Raw genomic sequence first — 21,460 nt, 5'->3', positions numbered from 1 at the left:
CCTCTGTCAGTGGCCGCGGAATTCGGGGTTGCGCTTCTGCATGAAGGCCGCCACACCTTCACGGTAATCCTCCGTGCGGCCCGCCAGACGTTGCAGGTCACGCTCAAGATCAAGCTGCTGGTCCAGCGTGTTGGTGCTGCTGGCCTGCAAGGCACGCTTGATCAGTGCCAGTCCGGTGGTGGGCTGGGTGGCCAGATGACGGGCTGCCTGCAGGGCCGTATCGAGCAACTCGGCATCCTCCACGCAACGCCAGATCATGCCCCAGTGTTCAGCCTGTTCGGCGCTGATTTTGTCACCCAGCATGGCCAGTGCGGTGGCGCGTGCAGGGCCGACCAGACGGGGCAGCGTCCAGGTGCCGCCTGAGTCTGGCACCAGACCGATCTTGCAGAAGGCCTGAATAAAGCTGGCGCTGCGGGCGGCGAAAACGATGTCGCAGGCGAAGGCGATATTGGCCCCGGCGCCGGCCGCTACGCCGTTGACCGCACAGATCACCGGAAAAGGCAGACTGCGCAGGGTGCGGATCAGCGGGTTGTAGTTTTTCTCGATGGAGGCGCCGAGATCCGGCATGTCGGCATCAGCGGCCACATTGCGATCAGACAGATCCTGCCCGGCACAGAAACCACGACCATTGCCGGTGATCAGCAGGCAGCGAACCTGTTCATTGGCGCGGGCCTGTTTCAGGGCCTCCTTCACCTCCAGATGCATGTCAGCGTTGAAGCTGTTCAGTGCAGCGGGGCGGTTCAGGGTCAGAATGGCGACGCCTTGCTCGACGCTGTACTCGATATGTTGGAAGGACATAACAACTCTCCTGCAGGATTCTCAGCAATTAGCGACCGCGATAAACCGGGCGACGTTTTTCCAGAAAGGCGCTGATGCCTTCGTTGCGGTCAGCGGTGGCGGCGAGGAAGGTAAAGGCGCGGCGCTCGTACTGCAGCCCACTGGACAGGCTCAATTCATACGCCTTGTTGAGGACATCCTTCGCCTGCTGCACGGCCAGTGGTGCATGGCGGGCAATTTTCTGCGCCACGGCGATGGCACGCTCAAGCGTCAGTTCCGGCTCACTGATCTCGGCGATCAGGCCCAGTTGCAACGCCTGTTCCGCACCGATGGCTTCGCCGGTCAGAACCATCATCGAGGCGGCGGCTTTACCGATGGCGCGGATCAGACGCTGGGTGCCGCCTGCGCCCGGAATGATGCCAAGGTTGATTTCCGGCTGGCCGAAAGAAGCGCTGCGGGCGGCGATGATGATGTCGGCATGCATAGCCAGTTCACAGCCCCCCCCCAGAGCAAAACCGTTGACGGCCGCAATAAGGGGTTTATTGAAGGCGGCAATGCGCGCCCAGTGCCGGGGGCGTGGGTCCTGATGTATGCCAACCGCGTCCAGCTGCGCCATTTCTCTGACGTCAGCACCCGCTGCAAAGGCGCGCTCGTTGCCGGTGATCACCACCGCGCGGATGTCTGCGCTCTGGCTGAAGGTCTCAAGTACCTCAGCCAGTTCCGCCAGCAGTGCTGTATTCAGGGCATTCAAAACTTCGGGGCGATTGAGCCGGATAACGGCCACACCCTCGACAGGGGCTTCGATCAGAAGTAACCCGGGGGAGGTGGAATGATTCACGTTGTCGCTCTCTTGTTCTTGGATTCGCAGTCGCTGGTCACGCCCTGTGTGAAACGCAGTTGCAATCAGCGGGTTGATCTCTGTGTCAGGCCGTTGCCTGTCTGTATGAGTCGTGGTGCAAGGCAGAGTAACGCCAAAAGTGATACTAATAAATAGTTAAAAATAAATATTAAGTATCACAAAATGGTGTTTTTGAATGTTTATAAGGGCTGGGTATGTTTGATGAGCGTGCCCTGGGCTCGTGATTTTCCTGAGTTTTCAGCGTTTAAAGAGCATATTTACTGCGGGTTTTGCATTTTTGGTATGGGTTTACTGAAGTAGTAATGCTGTAACGACGGTTCTGGCTATACGTGTTACATGAATCTGTTTTTGACATTAAAAAATTGTGTAATTAGGATCGGGGTTGGCTATGCAGGTCTGTAACCCTCCCGTCAGCAGTCTGGCGATGGTGAGATCAGGCGTACGGACCAACGCGAATAACAACAAAAGCAAAAAGAGCAACGAGGAGTCACTCATGCCAGTCTATCGCCTCGATGGCATCACCCCTGTTATTGACCCCACCGCCTTTGTTCACCCTACCGCCGTGCTGATCGGCGATGTGATTATCGGGCCGGGCTGCTATGTCGGGCCCAATGCCAGTCTGCGCGGCGATTTTGGCCGGCTGATTCTGGAAAAAGGCTCCAATCTGCAGGACAACTGCGTCATGCATGGTTTCCCGGATAGCGATACCGTGGTGGAGGAGGACGGCCACATCGGCCACGGTGCGGTGCTGCACGGCTGCCGCATCGGCCGTAACGCGCTGGTGGGGATGAATGCGGTGGTGATGGATGCGGCACATATTGGTGCTGAGTCCATCGTAGCGGCAGGTTCTTTCGTCAAAGCTGGCTTCAGTTGTGAGCCGCGCTCGCTGGTCATGGGTACGCCTGCCGTGGTCAAACGCACCATCGGTGACGACGAGGTGAAGTGGAAAAGCAGCACCACCGCCCAGTATCAGCAGCTGACCCGTCGCTGTCTGGCCACGCTGGAGGAATGTGAACCACTGGAGGCGGTGGAGGCCGACCGGCCGCGTCTGAAAACCGGTGATATCAAGCCGAAGGGGATGTAAACCCGCTGCATAAATGACACCGTTCTTGCCGCTCATCGTGCAAAGAGGCATCCATTCTTTGCACCACTGGCACACGGTTCGTAGAATACCGGGCACCTATCCTGACAGCGAAACCCTCTCTGATGAGCAGTTCTCCTTATCTCAATGAACTGATACAGCAGTTCTGTGCCCAGCGGCCGATCCGAGCCGGCTCGCTGATCATTTCCGTCTTTGGTGATGCCATCGTGCCCCGTGGCGGCACCGTTTGGCTGGGCAGTCTGATCAATGTGCTGGAGCCGTTTGGTCTCAATCAGCGGCTGGTGCGGACCTCGATTTTCCGTCTGAGCAAGGAAGACGAGTGGCTGTCAGCCGATCAGGTGGGCCGTCGGGCCTATTACAGCCTGACCTCGCAGGGGCGACGACGGTTCGATAAGGCATTCAAGCGTATTTATCTGCCAGTGCTGCCGGAGTGGGACGGATCCTGGTGCCTGGCGGTGCTGTCGCAGCTTCCCGCCGAGAAACGTCAGCAGGTGCGTGACGAATTGCAGTGGATGGGCTTTGGTTCGTTTTCGCCGATTCTGATGGCCTCGCCACACGCCGACATGCTGGAAGTCAATAGCACCCTGACCGAGCTGGGTGCGCTGGATGACACGATTCTGTTTGAAACCCGTGAAGGTGAGCCGTACTCCTCTCGTGCATTACGGGAACAGTCACGGGAATGCTGGAATCTGGATCAGATCTCCGAGAGCTATAAGTCCTTTCTCGAACGTTTTCGTCCGATCTGGCAGGAGTTCAGCAGCAAGGGTGTGCCGGGGCCGCAGGATTGTTTCATCGCGCGCACGCTGCTGATTCACGAATACCGCAAGGTCATGCTGCGCGACCCGCAGCTGCCTGCAGAATTATTGCCGCCGGACTGGAGCGGAGTGTCAGCACGACAGCTGTGCCGCAATATTTACAGTCTGGTGTGTGCCGGATCTGAAGCGTATATCAGTGACATGATGGAAACCGCCGACGGGCCGTTACCTGAACCGGCACCGACCTTTTACAAACGGTTTGGTGGGGTGAGGACGTAAGTTCCTGTTCTGCAGGAGCAGAAATGAGCAGGAACAAAAACAAAAGACCCGAGGCAGTGGCTGCGTCGGGTCTTGGGTGTCACAGATGATCCGCTGAATCAGCCTTCTTCGTCGGCCTTGGCCAGTGAGGCACGTTCCTGATCACGTTGTTTGCGATAGTCGCGAGCGGAAGAGGGCAGGGGGCTGACCTTGCCGGTCTCCAGCCAGTTGCGCAGGCGGGTCGCGTCGGCAAAGTGAGTTTGCTTACCGTAGGCGTCCAGCACCACCAGTGTCATCGGGTGGCCGTTGATCGTGGTACGCATGGCCAGACAGTGGCCTGCTTCATCGTTGAAGCCGGTTTTGGTCAGCTGAATGCTCCAGTCTTTCTTGCTGTACAGCAGATGATTGGTATTGCGGAAGGGCAGGGTGTAACTGGGATTGGTAAAACTGATGGATTTTTCCTTGGTCGTACTCAGCTCACTCAGCATCGGGTACTTGCGCGTGACCAGCAGCATGCGGGTCAGGTCACGGGCGGTCGACACGTTGTCGTAAGACAGGCCGGTTGGCTCGACGAAGTGGGTGCGCGTCATACCGATGTATTTGGCTTTGGCATTCATCGCTTTGATAAAGGCGCTGTAACCGCCGGGGTAGTGCTCCGCCAGACTGTTAGCTGCACGGTTTTCGGACGACATCAGGGCCATCAGCAGCATCTCACGGCGGGTCACCTGACTGTGCAGGCGGACACGGGAGAATACCCCCTTCATATGCGGGTTACTGGAGATGTCCACATCGATGACTTCATCCATTGGCTGTTTGGCATCCAGAATCACCATGGCGGTCATCAGTTTGCTGATTGAGGCGATGGGAACGACCTGATCGGGATTGCTGGAATAGATGATTTTGGTGGCTTTCATATCGAAAACCATGGCACTGCTGGAAGCCAGTTCCTGATGTTTAACCGCCACCTTGGCACTGGCTTTTGCGCTGGCATCCGTTGCCGCGCTGGCAACCACCGGAGTGGCCATTGCCAGAAACAGAGAGAAGAGTGCGAGACGACTGGTTACACGCATCATGGCAAGTATTTCGTTCTGTAAAGAGGATGAAGACAGATGAGCGGATTATGCGTGTATCAGGAAGGCAAAAACAATATAGCCAACTGTTGTGTCGGTAAATTTTGTCAGTAAATCCGCATTTTTTGAGAAATTTCTTCAGAGGCATCAAGTGCTTGGGTGGTCGGGAGCTCATCCTGCGGTGCTCTGTAAAGTGATAACTGCTGCATTTTTTGCTATCAGGCAGACCCTGCCGTACGCAATAGCCGGCCAATCTGCTGTGGGTCGCTGTGGAGTGACGTGTTGCTGGCGCGAAACGTGCCTGGGCTCAGCGTATTAGCGAGTCTGCGTCGAACTTGGCAAGTATCAGATGTCCATACCGGCCAGAACACCCTCAGTCTGCCTTGATGCAGTGCGGCATGATGAAACGGTGTTGCCTGATTGATTCGGCCAGCCCGGACCACCGGACTGGAGTTGAACCGGAAGAAAGTGGTAGTTTTTTACCTTGCCTGCGGCAGGCCAATGCTGCAGGCGAGCCAACAATAACAACAATACCGATGTCGGGGCCGTGATGATTAACCCAACCACTCGCCAGCATGCCGCTGAGTTCGACAGCTGGCTGTATCAAGTGAATGAAAACTGTGGACGTTTTCATGCCGAATTAAGAGACAGGGAGTTTGTCGGCAAAATTGATCCGTTTCGCCATCAGGCGCTGGACCTGTCCATTGTCGATATTGCACATGCCCGTTTGTTTCGTACCCGCGAAGATGTTGTGGCAGACAGTGCCGACCACTTTTATGTTGCTTTCCAGCTGCGTGGCTCATCCAGTCTGGAGCAGGAAGGCAACCGGGTGGTGATGCAGCAGGGCGACATTACCCTGATCAACTCCAGCCGTCCCTGTGACTTCACTTACGATGCCTATTCTCAGCAGTTATCGCTGATTGTCCCTCGTACCGTGATGGATCAGCACCTGCGTTTTACCCATATCGAACCGTGCCGCAAGGTGCTGGCCAATACGCCGACGGCGTTGCTGGCCAGTCAGCTGATCCTGTCGACCGCGCAGCAAAGCAGTATCTCCCGGCAGGAAGGCGAAGCGGTGCTGGATGCACTGGTATCGTTGTTGCGTCCAGCGCTCGGTCACGGTGTGGCCGAGTTGGACAGTCACGAGAAAATGTTCAGACGGGCGCTGGACGTGATCGACTGCCGTATCGGCGATGAAGCCCTGAGCCCGGAGACCGTGGCACGGGAGATTGGTGTATCGATCCGCGGCCTGTACCGACTGTTTGCCCGCAAGGATCTGGTGGTTGCGCAGTACATCAAGAATCGCCGTCTTGATCTCTGTGCCGAGGCACTGCGTCGCGAGAAAGGGGAGGTCAAGGTATCCGCCTTCGGCTACGAGTGGGGCTTCCGCGACTCCAGCCACTTCTCCACGGCCTTCAAATCGCGCTTTGGCGTTGCGCCCGGGGAATACCGCAAACGCTTTGTGTCCTGAACCACCCTGTCAAAATCACTGGCCGTGCTTGCCTCGGCGGGTAGGAGCGCTGTGATGCAGAGTAATGGCATCATCGGTCTGGTTTATGGTGAGCACAGGACAGAGGTTCTTTCTGCGGTGAAGCGGGCCATGGGAATGTCGTGTTGTGCCATTGCTGCGGGAGTAGCGAATTCTCTGAGGCTTAACGGAGCAGCTTAATCGTAGAGGCTGTATATCAACCTATACTCGACACAAGAACTATGGACCACCTCTGGTGGCGTAGTTCTGCCCGTGCTTGGAGCCAGCGAAGATACTCTCAAGCTTTTCTGAATTACTGCTGATCACTGAGTATGCTTTTTCTCCACTCTTTCGGAGATATACCAAATTTCAACTTAAATGCTCGCGAGAAATGTGCTCCATCTTTATATCCGTAATCATACGCGATAGTTGTAATGTGCTTTTTACTATTCTTGATATCGCACAAAGCAGCCGCAGCGGCTGTTAATCTTTTCTCTGAAATTTGAAAAGAGATCGTTGAACCAATTTCTTTGATAAAGAGCTGATCTAATCTGCGGCGGCTAATATTTTGCTCAATGGCAATATCTTCCGCGCTCAGATTGTCATCGTGTGCGCGTGTGTCTATTTCAGATAATCCGCGTTTTACTCTCCAATGGACTTGTGTGGAATTAGATGTCTTGGGTATGTTAATGCCTTCAAGCAGTGATATGAGTGCAGTACTCCATGCTATTGCCTGCTGATTGGATAGTATATTTAGTTTTTCGAAGGAGTGTGCAACGATCAAGGTTATATAATCAAGAAGCGGCTCATCGGCTTGAATAACACTAACTGGGCTTTCAAGTAACCCTGGCAGACTTTCTAAAGCAATTCTCCTAGGCATCGTAAAAACATGGGTATGAGATGTTCCTATAGACTCCAGAGTAAAAGCATAGCCTCCATCGATAATTCCCATTGTCCCTTTTCTTAATTGAATATGTTGATCATTTAGTTCAATTTCACTATGTCCGCTTTTTTGAATGATGAAGCCAACAGTATGCTCTGAGGAGGAAATAGAGTCGGGCTTGTTAATCATAATCTGGCTGGTCTGAATAATGGAATGCAGGCGGACAGCTCCAACTTTAGTTAACTTGACTAATGCATTTGCCTTACGATCAGTCATCCTTGAGACAGTCAGCCCGGGAAAAGTAATAGGAATCCACTGAGCCCAGACTGTAGAACGTTCTTGTATTGAAGAGAGTGCTTCTAAGTCAAGAACATACTCAGCTTTTCTTATTTTTTCTGTTGCTTCAGGCATAGAAGGGTATTTCCTGCTTTATTGCACTTGTGAGCGCAGTTAAAAAGATAGTGTCTCAGTAAGCCAAGTCCAAGCATCGGATTTCCAATCAGAGTAAACATGATGAGCATTGAGACGACTGAAGACATGCACAAGTGAATCTGCCAGTGCCATGAGCCTTGCACCAAAGACCTGCTACACAAGCGGAATCACTTCGCACCGATCGGCCTTGAACTACCCTTGGGCTCGAGCACTCGTACATCTATTAAGCATCACTCAGCATTTCGGTTTTATTTCCACTCACTTTCAGCCAGCGTAGAGCGTGCCTCTCTGGGAACGCTCCAGATTCTGGTCTCTTGGTTGGGAGCAAAACGTAAAGCGAAGTTCCGGTTGCAGCCAGTCGTATTTGAACTTCTAGCCCTCCAAAGCGAAGCCCACTTTGGACGGCTCTAAAATGGGTAATATTGATTTGGGTCTTCTACAGTCACCCATCGCAGGTCAGTGAACTCTGCAATACCGGCATCCCCGCCAAACCTTCCATAACCGGATGCTTTTAAGCCACCGAATGGTATCTGAGGCTCATCACATACCGTAGGGCCATTAATATGGCAAATTCCACTCTGTATTTTTTCGGCTAAGCCAAGGCCTTTCTTAATATCGCCAGTGTAAACGGCGGCGGCTAAACCATATTCGGTATCATTGGCAATCCGGATGGCTTCATCTTCATCTTTTACACGTATGATCGATTTTATGGGGCCAAAGGACTCTTCTGAATAAATACGCATATCAGGTGTTACATAGTCTATAAGGCCTGCTTTAACGACTGTTCCATCTCGCTCTCCGCCAGCAACTAATTTAGCTCCTTTAGACAAGGCATCTTTTATCAGATCGTCCAGTTTTTCTGCAGCTTTTTCATTGATAACAGAGCCCAAAACATTAGTGCCAGACGGATCGCCAGCAGGCAAAAGCGCCGCTTTTGAGGCAAGGGCATCGACAAACCGATCAGCAATACCTTCGGTTACAATAATACGTTCTGTGGACATACAAATTTGTCCCATGTTCATATATGCACCAAAAGCAGCGCCGTTTACTGCACCGTCCAGATCAGCATGGCTTTGTTGCATAAATAGATGTCAGCATATAAGACCCCTTACCCCAGATGATCTTATGGTATGCGCACCGTCATCGGTGTCCCGAGCCGCGTAAAGCGATTCAATATTGCCGCCCGCACCTGAAGCTCGGCGACCTGCCGGTCAAAATCCCTTGCCATCACGCGTTCACCCAGCCGCTTGAAACAGTGCATTTTGGTTTCCACCAGACTACGCCGATGATAACCGCTCCACTTCTTCCAGAGCGTCCGGCCCAGCCGGCGGGTGGCCCGCAGAATCTCATTCCTGGCAGAAGCCCCCGGGCGATTTTCCTTCCACGGCTTCGCATTCTGGCGGGTGGGTATCACTGCCTCTGCCTCTCGCCGGGCTATCGCCTCATGACAGCCTCGCGTGTCGTAGGCACCATCTCCACTGACAGACGCTATCTTCTCCTCCACCGGTATCTGACTCAGCAACCCGGGCAGCATCGGCGCGTCCCCCACCGCATTGTCGGTCACCTCAATAGCCCGGATTTCCAGCGTGTGCGCATCGATGCCCAGATGCACCTTGCGCCATTGGCGGCGGTAGTCCGCACCGTGCTTTTTGGTTTTCCATTCCCCTTCGCCCAGCATCTTGATACCGGTGCTGTCGATCAACAGATGCAGTCCGGTCGTGGCTGGGCGGCAAGGAATCACGACCTGCAGCGACTTCTGGCGCCGACAGACGGTGCTGTAGTCCGGCGCAGGCCAGTTCAGTCCCGCCAGGCGGAGTAGACTTTGCACCATGCCCACCGCCTGACGCAGGGCCAGGCCGAACAGGTTTTTGATCGTCAGGCAGAACTGAATGGCCGCCTCGCTGAAGCGCTGCGTACGCCCTCGCTGGCCGCGCGGTGTTCCGTGCCAGGTCATGTTTCTGTCCAGCCAGATCATCAATGCCCCACGCGCTTTGAGCGCGGCGTTGTAGGACTTCCAGTTCGTTGTTTTGTACTTCGGGGAGGTAGGCTTGTTCATGCCTTCATTCTACAACACGGGAGCCTGTTCCGATTTGTGCAACAAAGCCGATCAGCATCATCAAGTACTATGAATGGCGCCTTGCCTCCAAGCTCCAATAAACAGGGCTTCAGTTCATCAGCGCAGAGTTTGGCAATAATTCTTCCCACTCCGGTAGAGCCGGTAAAATTCACACGCCTGACGGCAGGCTCCTGGATTAATGTTTCTACCACTGATGAGGCATCTTCCGGTGCATTGGTTATGACATTCAGAACACCTGCAGGAAGACCAGCTTCATGAAATACTTGCCCAATGAGCAAATGTGTTTGAGGGCATAATTCAGAAGCCTTTAAAATTGCTGTATTTCCACATGCAATCGGCATGGCGATAGCACGAACCCCCAGAATAATGGCAGCATTCCAGGGGGCGATCCCCAAACACACACCAACGGGTTTTCTAATGGCCATGGATAATGTACCAGGCTTTTCCATCGGGATGATCTGACCGGAAATTTGGGTTGTTAATGCGGCAGCTTCCCTGATCATTGTTGCTGCTGTGCTAACGTTAAATGTTATCCAAGAGGTAGTGGCTCCCGTTTCAGCCATATTGATTTTGACAAAGTCCTGCGCCCTCACCTCGATCAGGTCAGCTACTCTCAACAAAGTTTGTCTGCGAGTGTGTGGGCCTACTTTCGACCAATGCTCAAAAGCATCCTTGGCCGCGTTAACTGCATACTTTGCATCGATACTCGTTGCAGCTGCTGAAATACTTGCTGTCTGACCATTAAAAGGGTTCAGGCGTTTAAATGTTCTACCGTCAAGGGCACCCCTTAACTCACCATTTATAAGTAATTTTTCGTACATGATTTGCGCTCTTAATATAGATATATATGACCTTGTTATTAATAGTTATTTTCCAAATGGCATTGAATAGTTAAATGTCAGTACCGGAAGATCCTCTGTGTTCCTTGTTCTAATATTCTTGACAAAGTTTAAATTTATTTGACCTGAGCCGAAGTTTTTGGCTAGGCCGATACCCAATCCTACTTGTTCTGCACGAGCTCTAATTCCTCCTCCGAGTAGAGGCCCTTTATTTTCGTCATCTTCAAGTTGCTTTCGCCAGAAGCCAACTGGACCGACACTGAAATTATTATCAATTTCTTTTAGTGCTGTTAAATTGAACATTAACTCTGAGCCACTTTTGTAATGCGTGTGAGGATTTTCTTCATAGATAGTTAGCGAGCTGGCAATGCTTTGGTTCCAGCCATTCCTTAAATTGCTAAATCCCATCAGGAATGAAACGGAGCGTTTGCCAGAACTCACATTAGCGGTTGTGATATCTGAATTAAAACTTTCGATAGGTATGTTAAAAACTACACCTGCAGAGGCAAAAATCTCTTTGTCAAGATTCCAGGATAAATTGAAAGGGGAGATTGAAATATCTCCAAAGCCAGAATCGTCGGTTTTTACGTGTGCAACTGAAATGTCCGTACTTTGAGAAACATGAACAATAGGTAGTGTTGCTGTGAATCTATAGTCACCACCCAGTATTCTTACCCCAGGTACATAGCTGTAACCAAGTGCTAGCGTATTTGAATTTAAAGAAACACCTATTTTATCTCCAGATGCGTCAACAATATCTCCGCGTGTCGACCTAAGAGAGATACTAAAGTAGTTTCCTGGTGGAGGGTTGGCGCCAGCAGCCACTCCGATGGTAGCGGCAGTTGGAATAGCGAAAGGAGTATTTGGCTCATATGCATGTGCTGCACTTGCTGAGAACAGAGCGATTGCAGCGGTCAAAATATTTTTTTGCTTGATACACGATAGTTTCATTTTTTGCACCAGTTGCGTTTTTAAAGTTATTTTTAACGCGGTTTAAAATTTTGCGAAAAATTAAACATACTCTGTCGTAGGCTTTCTATTCGCTTGCGTATAATGGAGACTCTAAAAATGCATCTTTCCTTGCTGCTATGAAAAATAGCAGGGTTGATACTGTGCCTATAATAATTGCTGCTATTCCAATTGCAGAGAATCCTGCAATTTCAATTAAAAATCCTCCCAGGAATGGGCCGATTGCTGAACCAGTCATAAGCATGGCAGGGGTGCCTGCAACTGCTCGTCCTTCTCCGTCTTGCTTTGCCAGATAACCGAATATGAATGTGTGGGTGAATACCTGTATTGCAGGAAAGAAAATCGCAAATACGGCATATAGTGGAAATGTTGATGTGGCCATAATGGCGATAGCGGATATTGCCTGTAAAACGGGGCCGGTCTTCGCAACCTGAAATGTATTGATGCGCTTCTGCAAGAGAGCAGCAACCATTCCTGGTATCAGATTGACCATTCCCAATACAATCAACATGATATCTATATTATTTTTATCAAATCCATGAGCTAAACCTACCTGTACCAGAAAGGAAAATACCAGTGCCTGTATTAGTGACATACATGTCATTCCAGTGATGGCGTATCGAACAGAAGGAGCAAGAGAACGCTTTGTCTGTACTTTTTCCTCCTGTTGGTTTTTTACAGCTGGTAAAAACAACATGGAAAATGTGGCCGCTAACGAAAAAATGAAAGCTATTGCATAGAAAAAAGAGGCAGGGCCGAAAATATTGATGATTTGTGGGCCTGCTCCAAGAAATACCAACGAGAAAATACCAAATCCAGTATAGGCAAAAGCAAATAAGCGATGCGGATTAGTTGTTTTTCCAATGGTTCCGTGTATGGCTGATAAAGCTATCCCTATGGACAATCCTGCGATCAAATGAAGAGCAAACCTTATCTCGATCTTGGTGAGAAAGGGCACCGCTAACATCGTCATTGCCGCTACCCAATACCCAAAGATAGCAAGGTTACGGCTGTTATATTTATGAAAACGCTTGGCAACAAAAATGGAGGCAAACACTGCACCGAGTAAAAAAACAGATGGTAAGGCTCCTGCGACTATAGGGCGGTACTGATAGCCGGATATCAATGTGTTTATCCATATAGGCAGCGCTGAGAGATCTATCATCCCAGCAATATGCCCGATTATTAGCGTTGCTCCCGTTAATTTTGAATTTGGTAAGTTCACTTTATTCTCCCGCTTTTTTCTTGCAGGAGTGAAAAGTATTCTTCAATAACCAGGGTTTGATATTTTTTTTCATTGTTATTTTCTCTTGTCATTTTTTTGGAGGTATAAATTATTTAAATAAGAGAGTTAATGGTTTTTATTCTTGTTGTGTTTATATCATTGAGGGAGTTGGTGTCATTTTTTAGGGTGGTTCATCTTGCTGGTTAAACCCGCTGATGAATAAAATCATTCAATATGACTGCCAGTAATTTCATCTCTGGCAGCCATAGCTTCTCAATTAATAGCCGTTCGTTTGCGAATGATCCTCTTTCGATTCGGGTATCTAGTTTTAGTTCTGTTGCACAAAAATTTTCGATATGAAATGACTGAGTTCTTCAGTAGCATTGAATGGGAGAATATGACTGATATATTGATCCGGTCTTACGAGAATCAGACAACCTTCTTTTATATTAATCCCTCTTTGCAGATATATATCGGTATCTTCATTTTCTCCGAAGCAGAAGACTTTTTCATAATCTCGAAGTGCAAATTTTCCTTTTCTCGGTAAGAGAAAATCATGAATGTCAGACAGGCCAATATCTCGAAAATAATAGGGAATGATGGCTCGGACATCCAAAACAGAGTCTGTTTCCCAAGTCTTAGGCGTATATCGAACAATAGGTGAATCTGTACTGGATTTGAGAAATTCACAAAGGCCATTTAACGCGTTCAACGATTCTGCAATGGTTTGTTTTTGTGGCGAAAATGCAAATAATCGCCATCTTCCATCGGCTTCAATTACATGCCCCAAGTGCATCGGTTTAGCGTCCGAAAGCCTCACAATGGGGGATGAATGAAATCGCTTGCCAACTTGAAAACCTGTGGCCAAATCCTGATATCGCGATGATCCGGTTAATATTGAAGGCGTATATTGAGTTGCTGTACCTGCGGTATATCGCCCGCTCTGTGTAAAATAAGTCTGTACATCTTCAGCGTTAACGGTTTGGTCACCTTTGGATGCCTGATGTAAAAGGGTTGTCCATTCTCTATCGAAGTTTATGAGATCCTTGGCGATGGCGTGGCGTTCACTGTTATAGGTGCGCAGTAATGCCTCGGGAGATCGACCCTGAAGAACCGCTGCCAGTTTCCATCCCAGGTTAAAGGCATCCTGCATCGAAACGTTCATTCCCTGGCCCGCTTTGGGGCTATGGGTATGACCTGCATCACCTGCAATAAAAATCTTCGGTATTGCGGTTTCGTTGTCAGAAAACGAGAGGTCGTCAAAGCGATCCGTCATACGTTGGCCAATTTCGTATACTGACCACCAGGCTACGTGCCGAACATCCAATGAATAAGGGTAGAAGACTTTGTTTGCGGCACTTATCAGGTCTTGAGCATCAAAGGTGCGAGTCTTGACCCGTTCTCCTTCACCCAACTTGTCCATTTCGACGTAAACCCGGAACAGGTAACCGCCTTCTCTGGGAATGAGAACAACCGTACCATCTCCTGGAGAGCTGATAATTGCCTTCATACGGTTGTCAGGAAAGTCGGTCACGGCCAGGATGTCCATAACCCCCCAGGCCTGATTGGCGGAGTCTCCCTTTAATTCCAGGTTCAGTTCTTTACGAACGGTGCTTCGAGCACCGTCTGTGCCAACCAGATATTTGGCGCGAATAATTTCTTTTCTGATTTCGCCATTCTCGTCTTTATGTTCAAGCTCAGCGATAACGGGATACTCACTCTCATCGGTTCTGATTGTTATCAGGGCCCTGCCATAATAGGGCTCACTTCTGTTTGGTGAATTCCTCATGACATCAAGAAAAAGTTCCTGAACACGGGCCTGATTTAGAATGACATGAGGGAATTCTGAAAGTCCTTCTTCTGTATCTCTCACTTGTCCGGAGCGATAAATGCCTTTTGAGGTTTCTTCATGCGTTCGCCAAAAGTTAAGCTCGTTCACCCAGCATGCTTCACGAAGCACTTTATGAGAAAATCCAAATGCATTGAACATTTCAACTGTTCTGCAGGCTATACCGTCGGCGTGGCCCCGTTCCAGAGGCCCCGATCTTTGTTCAACGATACAGGTGCGTATATCCGAAAATGCGGACAGTTGAGCTGCCAGTGTCAGTCCTGTAGGGCCACTTCCTATAATCAGGACATCTGTTTCTTTGGGTAAAGTACTACTATGCACTAAACCTTCTGCAGCCAGCTTTATATCAGGATCACCTGATCTGTAATCTTCAATATGGTATTGCATATAAAAGCCCTTATTGATTTAAACCATTAACCCAGTTGCCGTGTAATCCTTGTCGCATTCTGAAAGGGCATTTAATGGTTGCAATGGGGCCATTGGATAAATTTTCTGTATCCAATAGAACCAGATCAGAACTATTGGTTTTAAGTCTGTTTACCACGAGCAAAATATAACCATCGCCTTCAGGCGCATCGTCAGACCGAAGAATAAATACAGGTTCCTGAACGCTATCTGTTTCGCCGGGGCTCCAGCAGGTCAGAGATTTATTTTCCAGATCAACCTTACAAAGCATATTGAAAAAGAAAGGGTGAGGAGGGCCCATCTGCTCAAAATCCCACAGAGACACATCAGTTGCGATAGGGTAGGAATAGCGATACGGTTTTCCTAGAAAGCGGTCGTCAATCTTGTAGAACTCAACACTTAAGTCCGTGAAGACATCCGTTACCCTGCCTTTATCGTTAGAGCTGGAAGGGTCAAATTCAACACGTTGTAATGGGGCGTGAACTTCATCCGGAGAAGGGGATCGACCATGTTTATCCGGCCACCATGAAAATACATTGTCATCGCCAATCGAAAGGTCACAATAAATTTTTCCGTCTTTCTCAAAGGTGTTTTGAAGATGTCCTGGAAATCCATTAGGGAGTCGGAACCAGCGCGCATCCGAACCATCACCATGTCTTTTTATTACACCAAATAAAATATCGCGTTCGTAATTCCACTGTAAAATGGCACCGCCAGCTTCGCCATTGGATTGATTGTGATCTAAAGGAATTACAGGGAATATCAAATAGTTCTGGGTAAAACAGAAATCGTGAATGAAGGGAACCAAAGGTGCCTCGAACCATATCTCTTTAACTTTTTCGCCCTTGTCATTAAATTCATAAAAAGCAACATCTTTAGATTGTTCACCTTTTGCGCGATACGAATAGGTCAGGAAGTGATTGGTTTCAGGATCCACTCTCGGATGTGCTGTAAAGGTTCGTGCTGTAAATTGGCCATCCAGATCATCAACCCCCAGCGTCTCCAACGTAACAGGGTCCATTGCATAGGGCAGGTTGTCTTCTTTTAGCGCCAATAGCTTATTTTGGAATTGAACAATATTGGTGTTGGCTGTGCTGTAGACATTTTTCTGGGAAACACTTTCGTCATTGGTGTAGGGGTTTCGGTAAAGACCAAATAATGATCTTTCTGCATCACGTTGGAGCTTTAGTCTGTCGGTTTCAACATAGCGTTGAACCAAGTCAACATGGCCATCACTAAATTGAAAGGACGACACAACGCCATCACCATTGAAGAAAATGTCATTTCCCAACATGGGAGGATAAAGAGGATCTGGCTGAACACGAATAAATGTACCTTTTATATCTTTAGGAATTGTACCTTGAACTTCCAGATTTATTACTTTTCCTTCAATGCGTACAGGCGCAAGAGGGCCTTTAAAGTCAGGAGTATCCGGAAATATGGAATTCATTATTTAGTCCTAGTAAGTGCTTTTTGTTGTGACCTCGACTTAGCTTAGGCTTGTCCTAAATCAATTAATTGTACTTACTGGCATCATATTTTTGACTTATATGGAAATTTCTTGCCTTCAGGAGAACCATTTTCTTTCCCAGAAATGCATGAGGCACAGGTATCCACAAATGGAGGGAGATGCATGACATATACCGTTTCATCACTTCTTTACAGCTCACCCAGCGGCCAGCGCAGCGCTGCCTTTGAGAAACTGGCGACGGTCAAATGAGGGGTGAGGCTGTGACATCGGGTTTTTCCTTTTGCTGAGGGAAACGGCTTGGCTGATGTCACTTCATCCTAGGGAGCCGGGCTAATCTGACCAGCACCTTTGGTTCCACCTGATGGAACCAGTTTTTTGGCGTTTGTGGCTCAGATCTGGCAGCAGCAGGATCTGGCATTTGCGGCAAACGCCTTGGCATGGAGTACAAAACCTGCACCCCGGCGGCCTGTTAAAACTGATGTCCATAACCTCCCGGCGGCGTATGGCCATGATTCAGGCAGGCGTGGTCATCAGGAGAGCAGTAACGAAAGCCAGAGGCGGCGGGCTGTGCGATTAGCGTGCAGTGCGCGGCAGAACAAGGAGCCAAAGGTGCGTAAAGCGATAGGGCTGATAGCGATGACATTGTCTGTACTGGCCAGCGGGGTAAAAGCCGATGTGTGTGAAGGTGTCGACAAGCAGCAGGCGCAAACGCTGTATACCAACAACTGCAGTGTTTGCCACAGCGTTGAACCTGCCGGTGCAGCCATGATGGGGCCTAATCTGCACGGTGTGGTTAATCGTGATGTGGCCAGCGTGGCGGGCTTCAACTACTCCCAGGCTCTGAAAAATGCTGGTGGTCAGTGGCAGGCTGAGCGTATTGATCAGTTTATCCAGCAACCGCAGAGCGCCATGCCTGGTACCTATATGCCCTTTGCCGGGCTGGCGGATGCAAGCCAGCGCAAGGCCATTATTTGCTATCTCAGCCAGCACAGCTGATCAGAACCACAACGCTGATGCCATCAGGCGTCGCAAGGAGTCAACATGAGCCAGGTTGCAATGCTGCCGGAAGTGGCGGCCTTTCTTGAACGTCGTCACGGCTGCTTTATTGATGGCCAGTCCGTTATCCCTGAAGGGGCGTTCACTACCGTATTCAACCCTGCCACCGGTGCGCCGCTGGCACAGGTCGCTGATAGCAGGAATGACTATGCTGACCGGGCAGTGGCGTCCGCCGAGGCGGCGTTTCGCAGTGGTGTCTGGTCAGGGTTGCGTCCGGCTGATCGTGAACGCATCCTGCTGCGTTTTGCCGCGCTGGTTGAGGAGCACGGTGAAGAGCTGGCGCAGCTGGAAACGCTGAATCAGGGCAAGTCCATCAATCTGGCGCGGATGCTGGATGTCGGAGCGACGACCGAGTTCATGCGCTACATGGCGGGCTGGGCCACCAAAATTGAAGGGCAGAGCCTGAATGTATCCATTCCACTGCCGCCCGGCGCGAAGTTCACTGCATATACCCGCCGCGAGCCGGTAGGCGTCGTGGTCGGCATTGTGCCCTGGAACTTCCCGATGATGATCACCACCTGGAAGCTGATGCCGGCGCTGGCCTGCGGTTGCACGGTCGTGATCAAACCTGCCCCCGAAACCCCGCTTACGGCACTGCGTCTGGCTGAGCTGGCCATAGAAGCAGGGATTCCACCCGGAGTGTTCAACGTGGTCACAGGGCAGGGCCACACCGTAGGAGCACATCTGGTAGCTCACCCTGCTGTGCGCAAGGTGTCGTTCACCGGCTCCACTGCCGTAGGCAAGACGGTGGGCGTTACTGCCATGCAGAACCTGACCCGGGTGGCACTGGAGTTAGGGGGTAAAAACCCAATGATTCTGCTGGAGGATGCCAATATCGAGCAGGCGGTACAGGGGGCCATGCTGGGCGGCATGCTCAATCAGGGACAGGTGTGCGCGTCTGCTTCACGCTTTTACGTCCATCAGAGTATTTATGCCGAGTTTGTAAGCCAGCTGGCCGCAGCCGTCAGCAGCATGACACTGGGCGAGGGCATGGACCCGTCAGCCAGTATCACTCCGCTGGTGTCCAGAAAGCAGCAGCAGAGCGTTCTGGGCTATATTGCCAAAGCCAGGGAAGAGGGAGCGCGCGTGGTATGTGGCGGGGAGCCTCTGCAGACGGATGGCTTCTACGTGCAACCCACCGTGCTGGCTGATATTGAACAGTCCATGACCATTGCCCGCGAAGAGGTATTCGGCCCGGTGCTGTCGGTTATCTCCTTCAGTGATGAAGAAGAAGCTATTCGTATGGCCAACGACAGCCCTTATGGTCTGGCGGCCAGTTTGTGGACCAACAATCTGAGCAAGGCCATGAATCTGGTGCCCCGGATAGAAGCAGGTACGGTGTGGGTTAACGCCCATGTGCTGCTTGACCCGAGCATGCCGTTTGGCGGTATGAAGCAGTCCGGCATAGGGCGCGAGTTTGGCAGTGCCGTACTGGATGCTTATACCGAGATCAAATCGGTCTGTATTGCACATTGATTTACATACGCTGATTCACACCGCGCTAGCAGTTGACGTTTTGGGGCCCGAGCAGGCCCCTTTTTTGTGTGTTGCCATCATCTGGCACACTCTCTGCTGGCTCACTTAGCACTATGCGGGTAATGGATACTGCGACGGGAATACTACAGATGTAACACCCTGAAAGATTTTTTACTGAACGAGAATGCTAATAAATATCATTTGATATTGATTATCATTTAATAATTGATACTCTTTGTGCATCTCCATTTCGAGTTGTACCGAGAGCGTGACATGAAAATCACTCCCAGTCTGATAACGGCGGCCATTACTCTGGCGGCCAGTACCCCTCTGTTTGCGGCCAGCGCTTCATCCTCTTCTGTAACCAGTACGGATTCGTCCGGCAGTAGTCAGGACACAACCGTCCCCGTATTGCAGAAAGTTGAGGTGACCGGCAAGGCTGAACCGCAAACCCAGAAGGAAAGCGCGGTCAGTGTTATCAGCAAGGAAGATTTGCAGAAGAATGTGGCCCGCAGCGTCGCTGATATCTTCCGCTATGAGCCGGGGGTATCTGTCAGCCGTGACAGCCGTTTTGGTATCGGCAGTATCAATATTCGTGGTCTGGACGGAGACAGGGTGAAGATCACCGTTGACGGTGTGGAACAGGCCGAGGCCTATGCGCCGACCACCACCTATCTGCGTGCTACGCGTACCACCATTGATCCTGAGTCACTGGAGTCCGTTGAGATCGTCAAAGGCGGCGATACCCAGGCAGGCAGTGGAGCACTGGCAGGCTCCGTGAAGTTCCGTACCAAGGAGCCTTCCTCTTTCCTTGCTGCCGAAGGGGATGACACCTATATCGCCGTCAAGGGGGGGTACCGCAGTGACTCCGATGAGTTCAGCAAAACTGCCACCATGGCCAACCGTACCGGTGATCTTGAAACCCTGCTGGTCTATACCCGCCGTGATGGCCATGACACCAATAACTACGGTGACGGTAGCGATGTAACGGGAGCCTCCCGTGGCATGAATGATCCGGGTGATACCGACTCCGATAACGTTCTGGCCAAGGCCCAGTATCAGCTCAATGACGAAAACCGTATCGGTTTCGTGGCTGAGCACTATGTTGCTGACTCCCAGTTTGATCTGCTGTCCACGGGGTCGGGCTATCACTCGGATGATGAAAGCAAGCGCACGCACTTTGGCATCTCTCACGAAAACACTCATGCCAATGCTCTGTATGACTCGATGAAATGGCAGCTGGATTACCAGAACACCAAAACCACCAATATCACCCGAGTTGACAGCTCTGGCCGGGTGGTTGATCGCTATTTTGAGGACGACAGCTATCAGTTCCGTACCAGCCTGCAGAAGCAGCTGCAAAACCATGCGCTGAGCTACGGACTGAACTACGAGTACAACGACCTCGATAACCTCAACAAGGACACCTCGTCAGGCACCACCCGTTTTTCACCTCAGGCGACCGGCAATACCTTCGGCGCTTATCTGAAAGACAGCTGGGCGGTGAACGATCGTCTGACGCTGCTGCCGGTGGTGCGCTATGACCATTACCGCTACAGCACCCAGTCGGACCAGTACATCGACTCCTGGGGTGGGGCCAAAGGCCATGCCTTCACCGCTGAGCTGGGGGCCGAATTCAAACTCACTGATGTTTACACCCTGTTTGGTAAATACGGCACCGGCTTCCGCGCTCCGTCGATGGATGAAATGTATTACTACTACAACGCAGGTCGCGGCTACGCCATTCTGCCCAACCCGGACCTCAAGCCGGAGCACAGCATTTTTACCGAGGGCGGTATTCGTGCCGAAGGTCTCTATGGCTCAGCCGAGCTGACTGCCTACTACAACCGTTACCGCAACTTTATCGAGAGCCAGTATCTGGTTGGTACGTCTTCCACCTATCCCCTCGGTGAGTACACCTCCGTCAACCTTGACCGGGTGGTGATCAAGGGGCTGGAGCTGAAAGGCAGTTTAAATCTGGATGAGCTGTCGGCCCGCATTCCTGAAGGGTTAAGCCTGAAAGGTGCTGTGGCCTATGCCGATGGCCGCAATGTAGGTGACGATGAACCCCTGAACAGTGTTGCACCGCTGTCTGCGGTAGTAGGTCTGAATTACGACAGCCCGAATCAGAACTGGGGTGGGGCCATCAATGTCAGCTGGGCGGACGGCAAGAAGAAAGACGACCTGACGTCATCGACCCAATATCTGGCCATTCCTAATTACACCGTGGTGGATCTGACCACCTATTACAAACCCACCGACAAAATCACCATTAACGCCGGTGTGTTTAACCTGCTGGATGAGAAGTACTGGATCTGGAACAACGTCCGTACTCAGGCCAGTAGCTCCTCTGCCAATCTGGACCGTTTCACTGAAGCGGGCCGTAACGTCGGTGTCGACGTGACCTACGAGTTCTAACCAGCCGTTTGGCTCAATCCTGCCCCCGCAGGATGTGACAGTCTGCGGGGCATATCTTACCCGGTGTTGTG

Annotated in this window: 17 protein-coding genes; 6 read left to right on the top strand and 11 right to left on the bottom strand. The window is 50.9% G+C overall.

Annotated elements, in window-relative coordinates; genetic code table 11:
- Positions 1-6: 6 nt before the first annotated feature.
- Together paaG and paaF are read right to left on the bottom strand one after the other, a co-directional pair.
- Positions 7-798, bottom strand: a complete 792-nt coding sequence (gene paaG, locus QCD60_RS25890; protein WP_279789853.1) for a 2-(1,2-epoxy-1,2-dihydrophenyl)acetyl-CoA isomerase PaaG — start codon at positions 796-798, stop codon at positions 7-9.
- 28 nt (positions 799-826) lie between these two features.
- The gene (gene paaF / locus QCD60_RS25885; protein ID WP_279789852.1) at positions 827-1,615 is read right to left on the bottom strand and encodes a 2,3-dehydroadipyl-CoA hydratase PaaF; all 789 of its coding nucleotides are present in this window, start codon (positions 1,613-1,615) and stop codon (positions 827-829) included.
- Between the two features lie 514 nt (positions 1,616-2,129).
- Here paaF and paaY point away from each other — a divergent pair.
- Together paaY and paaX are read left to right on the top strand one after the other, a co-directional pair.
- Complete coding sequence (paaY, locus tag QCD60_RS25880) at positions 2,130-2,720, top strand: phenylacetic acid degradation protein PaaY (protein WP_279789851.1); 591 nt, start codon at positions 2,130-2,132, stop codon at positions 2,718-2,720.
- A 122-nt stretch (positions 2,721-2,842) separates the two neighbouring features.
- Complete coding sequence (paaX, locus tag QCD60_RS25875; RefSeq protein ID WP_279789850.1) at positions 2,843-3,772, top strand: phenylacetic acid degradation operon negative regulatory protein PaaX; 930 nt, start codon at positions 2,843-2,845, stop codon at positions 3,770-3,772.
- Between the two features lie 98 nt (positions 3,773-3,870).
- Here paaX and pbpG read toward each other — a convergent pair whose 3' ends face one another.
- Positions 3,871-4,824, bottom strand: a complete 954-nt coding sequence (pbpG, locus tag QCD60_RS25870; protein ID WP_279789849.1) for a D-alanyl-D-alanine endopeptidase — start codon at positions 4,822-4,824, stop codon at positions 3,871-3,873.
- 547 nt (positions 4,825-5,371) lie between these two features.
- Between pbpG and feaR the strand changes: the two genes are divergently transcribed.
- Positions 5,372-6,292 (top strand): transcriptional regulator FeaR, encoded by a 921-nt coding sequence (gene feaR / locus QCD60_RS25865; protein WP_279789848.1) that lies wholly within the window; start codon positions 5,372-5,374, stop codon positions 6,290-6,292.
- Positions 6,293-6,602: 310 nt separating this feature from the next.
- Here feaR and QCD60_RS25860 read toward each other — a convergent pair whose 3' ends face one another.
- The 8 genes from QCD60_RS25860 to QCD60_RS25825 all read right to left on the bottom strand — a co-directional run bounded on the left by QCD60_RS25860 (position 6,603) and on the right by QCD60_RS25825 (position 16,418).
- Positions 6,603-7,583 carry a helix-turn-helix domain-containing protein gene (locus tag QCD60_RS25860; RefSeq protein ID WP_279789847.1) on the bottom strand — a complete coding sequence of 327 codons (981 nt, stop codon included), beginning with the start codon at positions 7,581-7,583 and terminating at the stop codon, positions 6,603-6,605.
- A gap of 428 nt (positions 7,584-8,011) precedes the next feature.
- Positions 8,012-8,686, bottom strand: coding sequence for an aldehyde dehydrogenase family protein (locus tag QCD60_RS25855; RefSeq protein ID WP_279789846.1), 675 nt, complete (start codon positions 8,684-8,686; stop codon positions 8,012-8,014).
- A gap of 41 nt (positions 8,687-8,727) precedes the next feature.
- Positions 8,728-9,660: an IS5 family transposase gene (locus tag QCD60_RS25850; RefSeq protein WP_279788527.1), complete on the bottom strand. Its 933-nt coding sequence runs from the start codon at positions 9,658-9,660 to the stop codon at positions 8,728-8,730.
- Positions 9,657-10,502, bottom strand: a complete 846-nt coding sequence (locus QCD60_RS25845; protein ID WP_279789845.1) for an aldehyde dehydrogenase family protein — start codon at positions 10,500-10,502, stop codon at positions 9,657-9,659. Before QCD60_RS25845 ends, QCD60_RS25850 begins: the two co-directional genes overlap by 4 nt.
- Positions 10,503-10,547: 45 nt before the next feature.
- Positions 10,548-11,471, bottom strand: coding sequence for a transporter (locus QCD60_RS25840; protein WP_279789844.1), 924 nt, complete (start codon positions 11,469-11,471; stop codon positions 10,548-10,550).
- Between the two features lie 85 nt (positions 11,472-11,556).
- The gene (locus QCD60_RS25835; protein WP_279789843.1) at positions 11,557-12,714 is read right to left on the bottom strand and encodes an MFS transporter; all 1,158 of its coding nucleotides are present in this window, start codon (positions 12,712-12,714) and stop codon (positions 11,557-11,559) included.
- A gap of 328 nt (positions 12,715-13,042) precedes the next feature.
- Entirely contained in the window at positions 13,043-14,950 is a 1,908-nt protein-coding gene (locus QCD60_RS25830) for an FAD-dependent monooxygenase (protein ID WP_279789842.1), read from the bottom strand.
- 10 nt (positions 14,951-14,960) lie between these two features.
- The gene (locus tag QCD60_RS25825; protein WP_279789841.1) at positions 14,961-16,418 is read right to left on the bottom strand and encodes a carotenoid oxygenase family protein; all 1,458 of its coding nucleotides are present in this window, start codon (positions 16,416-16,418) and stop codon (positions 14,961-14,963) included.
- 630 nt (positions 16,419-17,048) lie between these two features.
- Between QCD60_RS25825 and QCD60_RS25820 the strand changes: the two genes are divergently transcribed.
- The 3 genes from QCD60_RS25820 (at position 17,049) to QCD60_RS25810 (ending at position 21,389) form a co-directional block, all read left to right on the top strand.
- Positions 17,049-17,435: a c-type cytochrome gene (locus QCD60_RS25820; protein WP_279789840.1), complete on the top strand. Its 387-nt coding sequence runs from the start codon at positions 17,049-17,051 to the stop codon at positions 17,433-17,435.
- A 45-nt stretch (positions 17,436-17,480) separates the two neighbouring features.
- Positions 17,481-18,971 (top strand): aldehyde dehydrogenase family protein, encoded by a 1,491-nt coding sequence (locus QCD60_RS25815; protein ID WP_279789839.1) that lies wholly within the window; start codon positions 17,481-17,483, stop codon positions 18,969-18,971.
- Positions 18,972-19,244: 273 nt separating this feature from the next.
- Positions 19,245-21,389, top strand: a complete 2,145-nt coding sequence (locus QCD60_RS25810) for a TonB-dependent hemoglobin/transferrin/lactoferrin family receptor (RefSeq protein ID WP_279789838.1) — start codon at positions 19,245-19,247, stop codon at positions 21,387-21,389.
- Positions 21,390-21,460: the final 71 nt, after the last annotated feature.

Source organism: Pokkaliibacter sp. MBI-7, assembly GCF_029846635.1.
Taxonomy (GTDB): Bacteria; Pseudomonadota; Gammaproteobacteria; order Pseudomonadales; family Balneatricaceae; genus Pokkaliibacter.
Note: the sequence above shows the minus strand (reverse complement) of the source record. Positions and strands in the feature narration are given on the sequence as shown.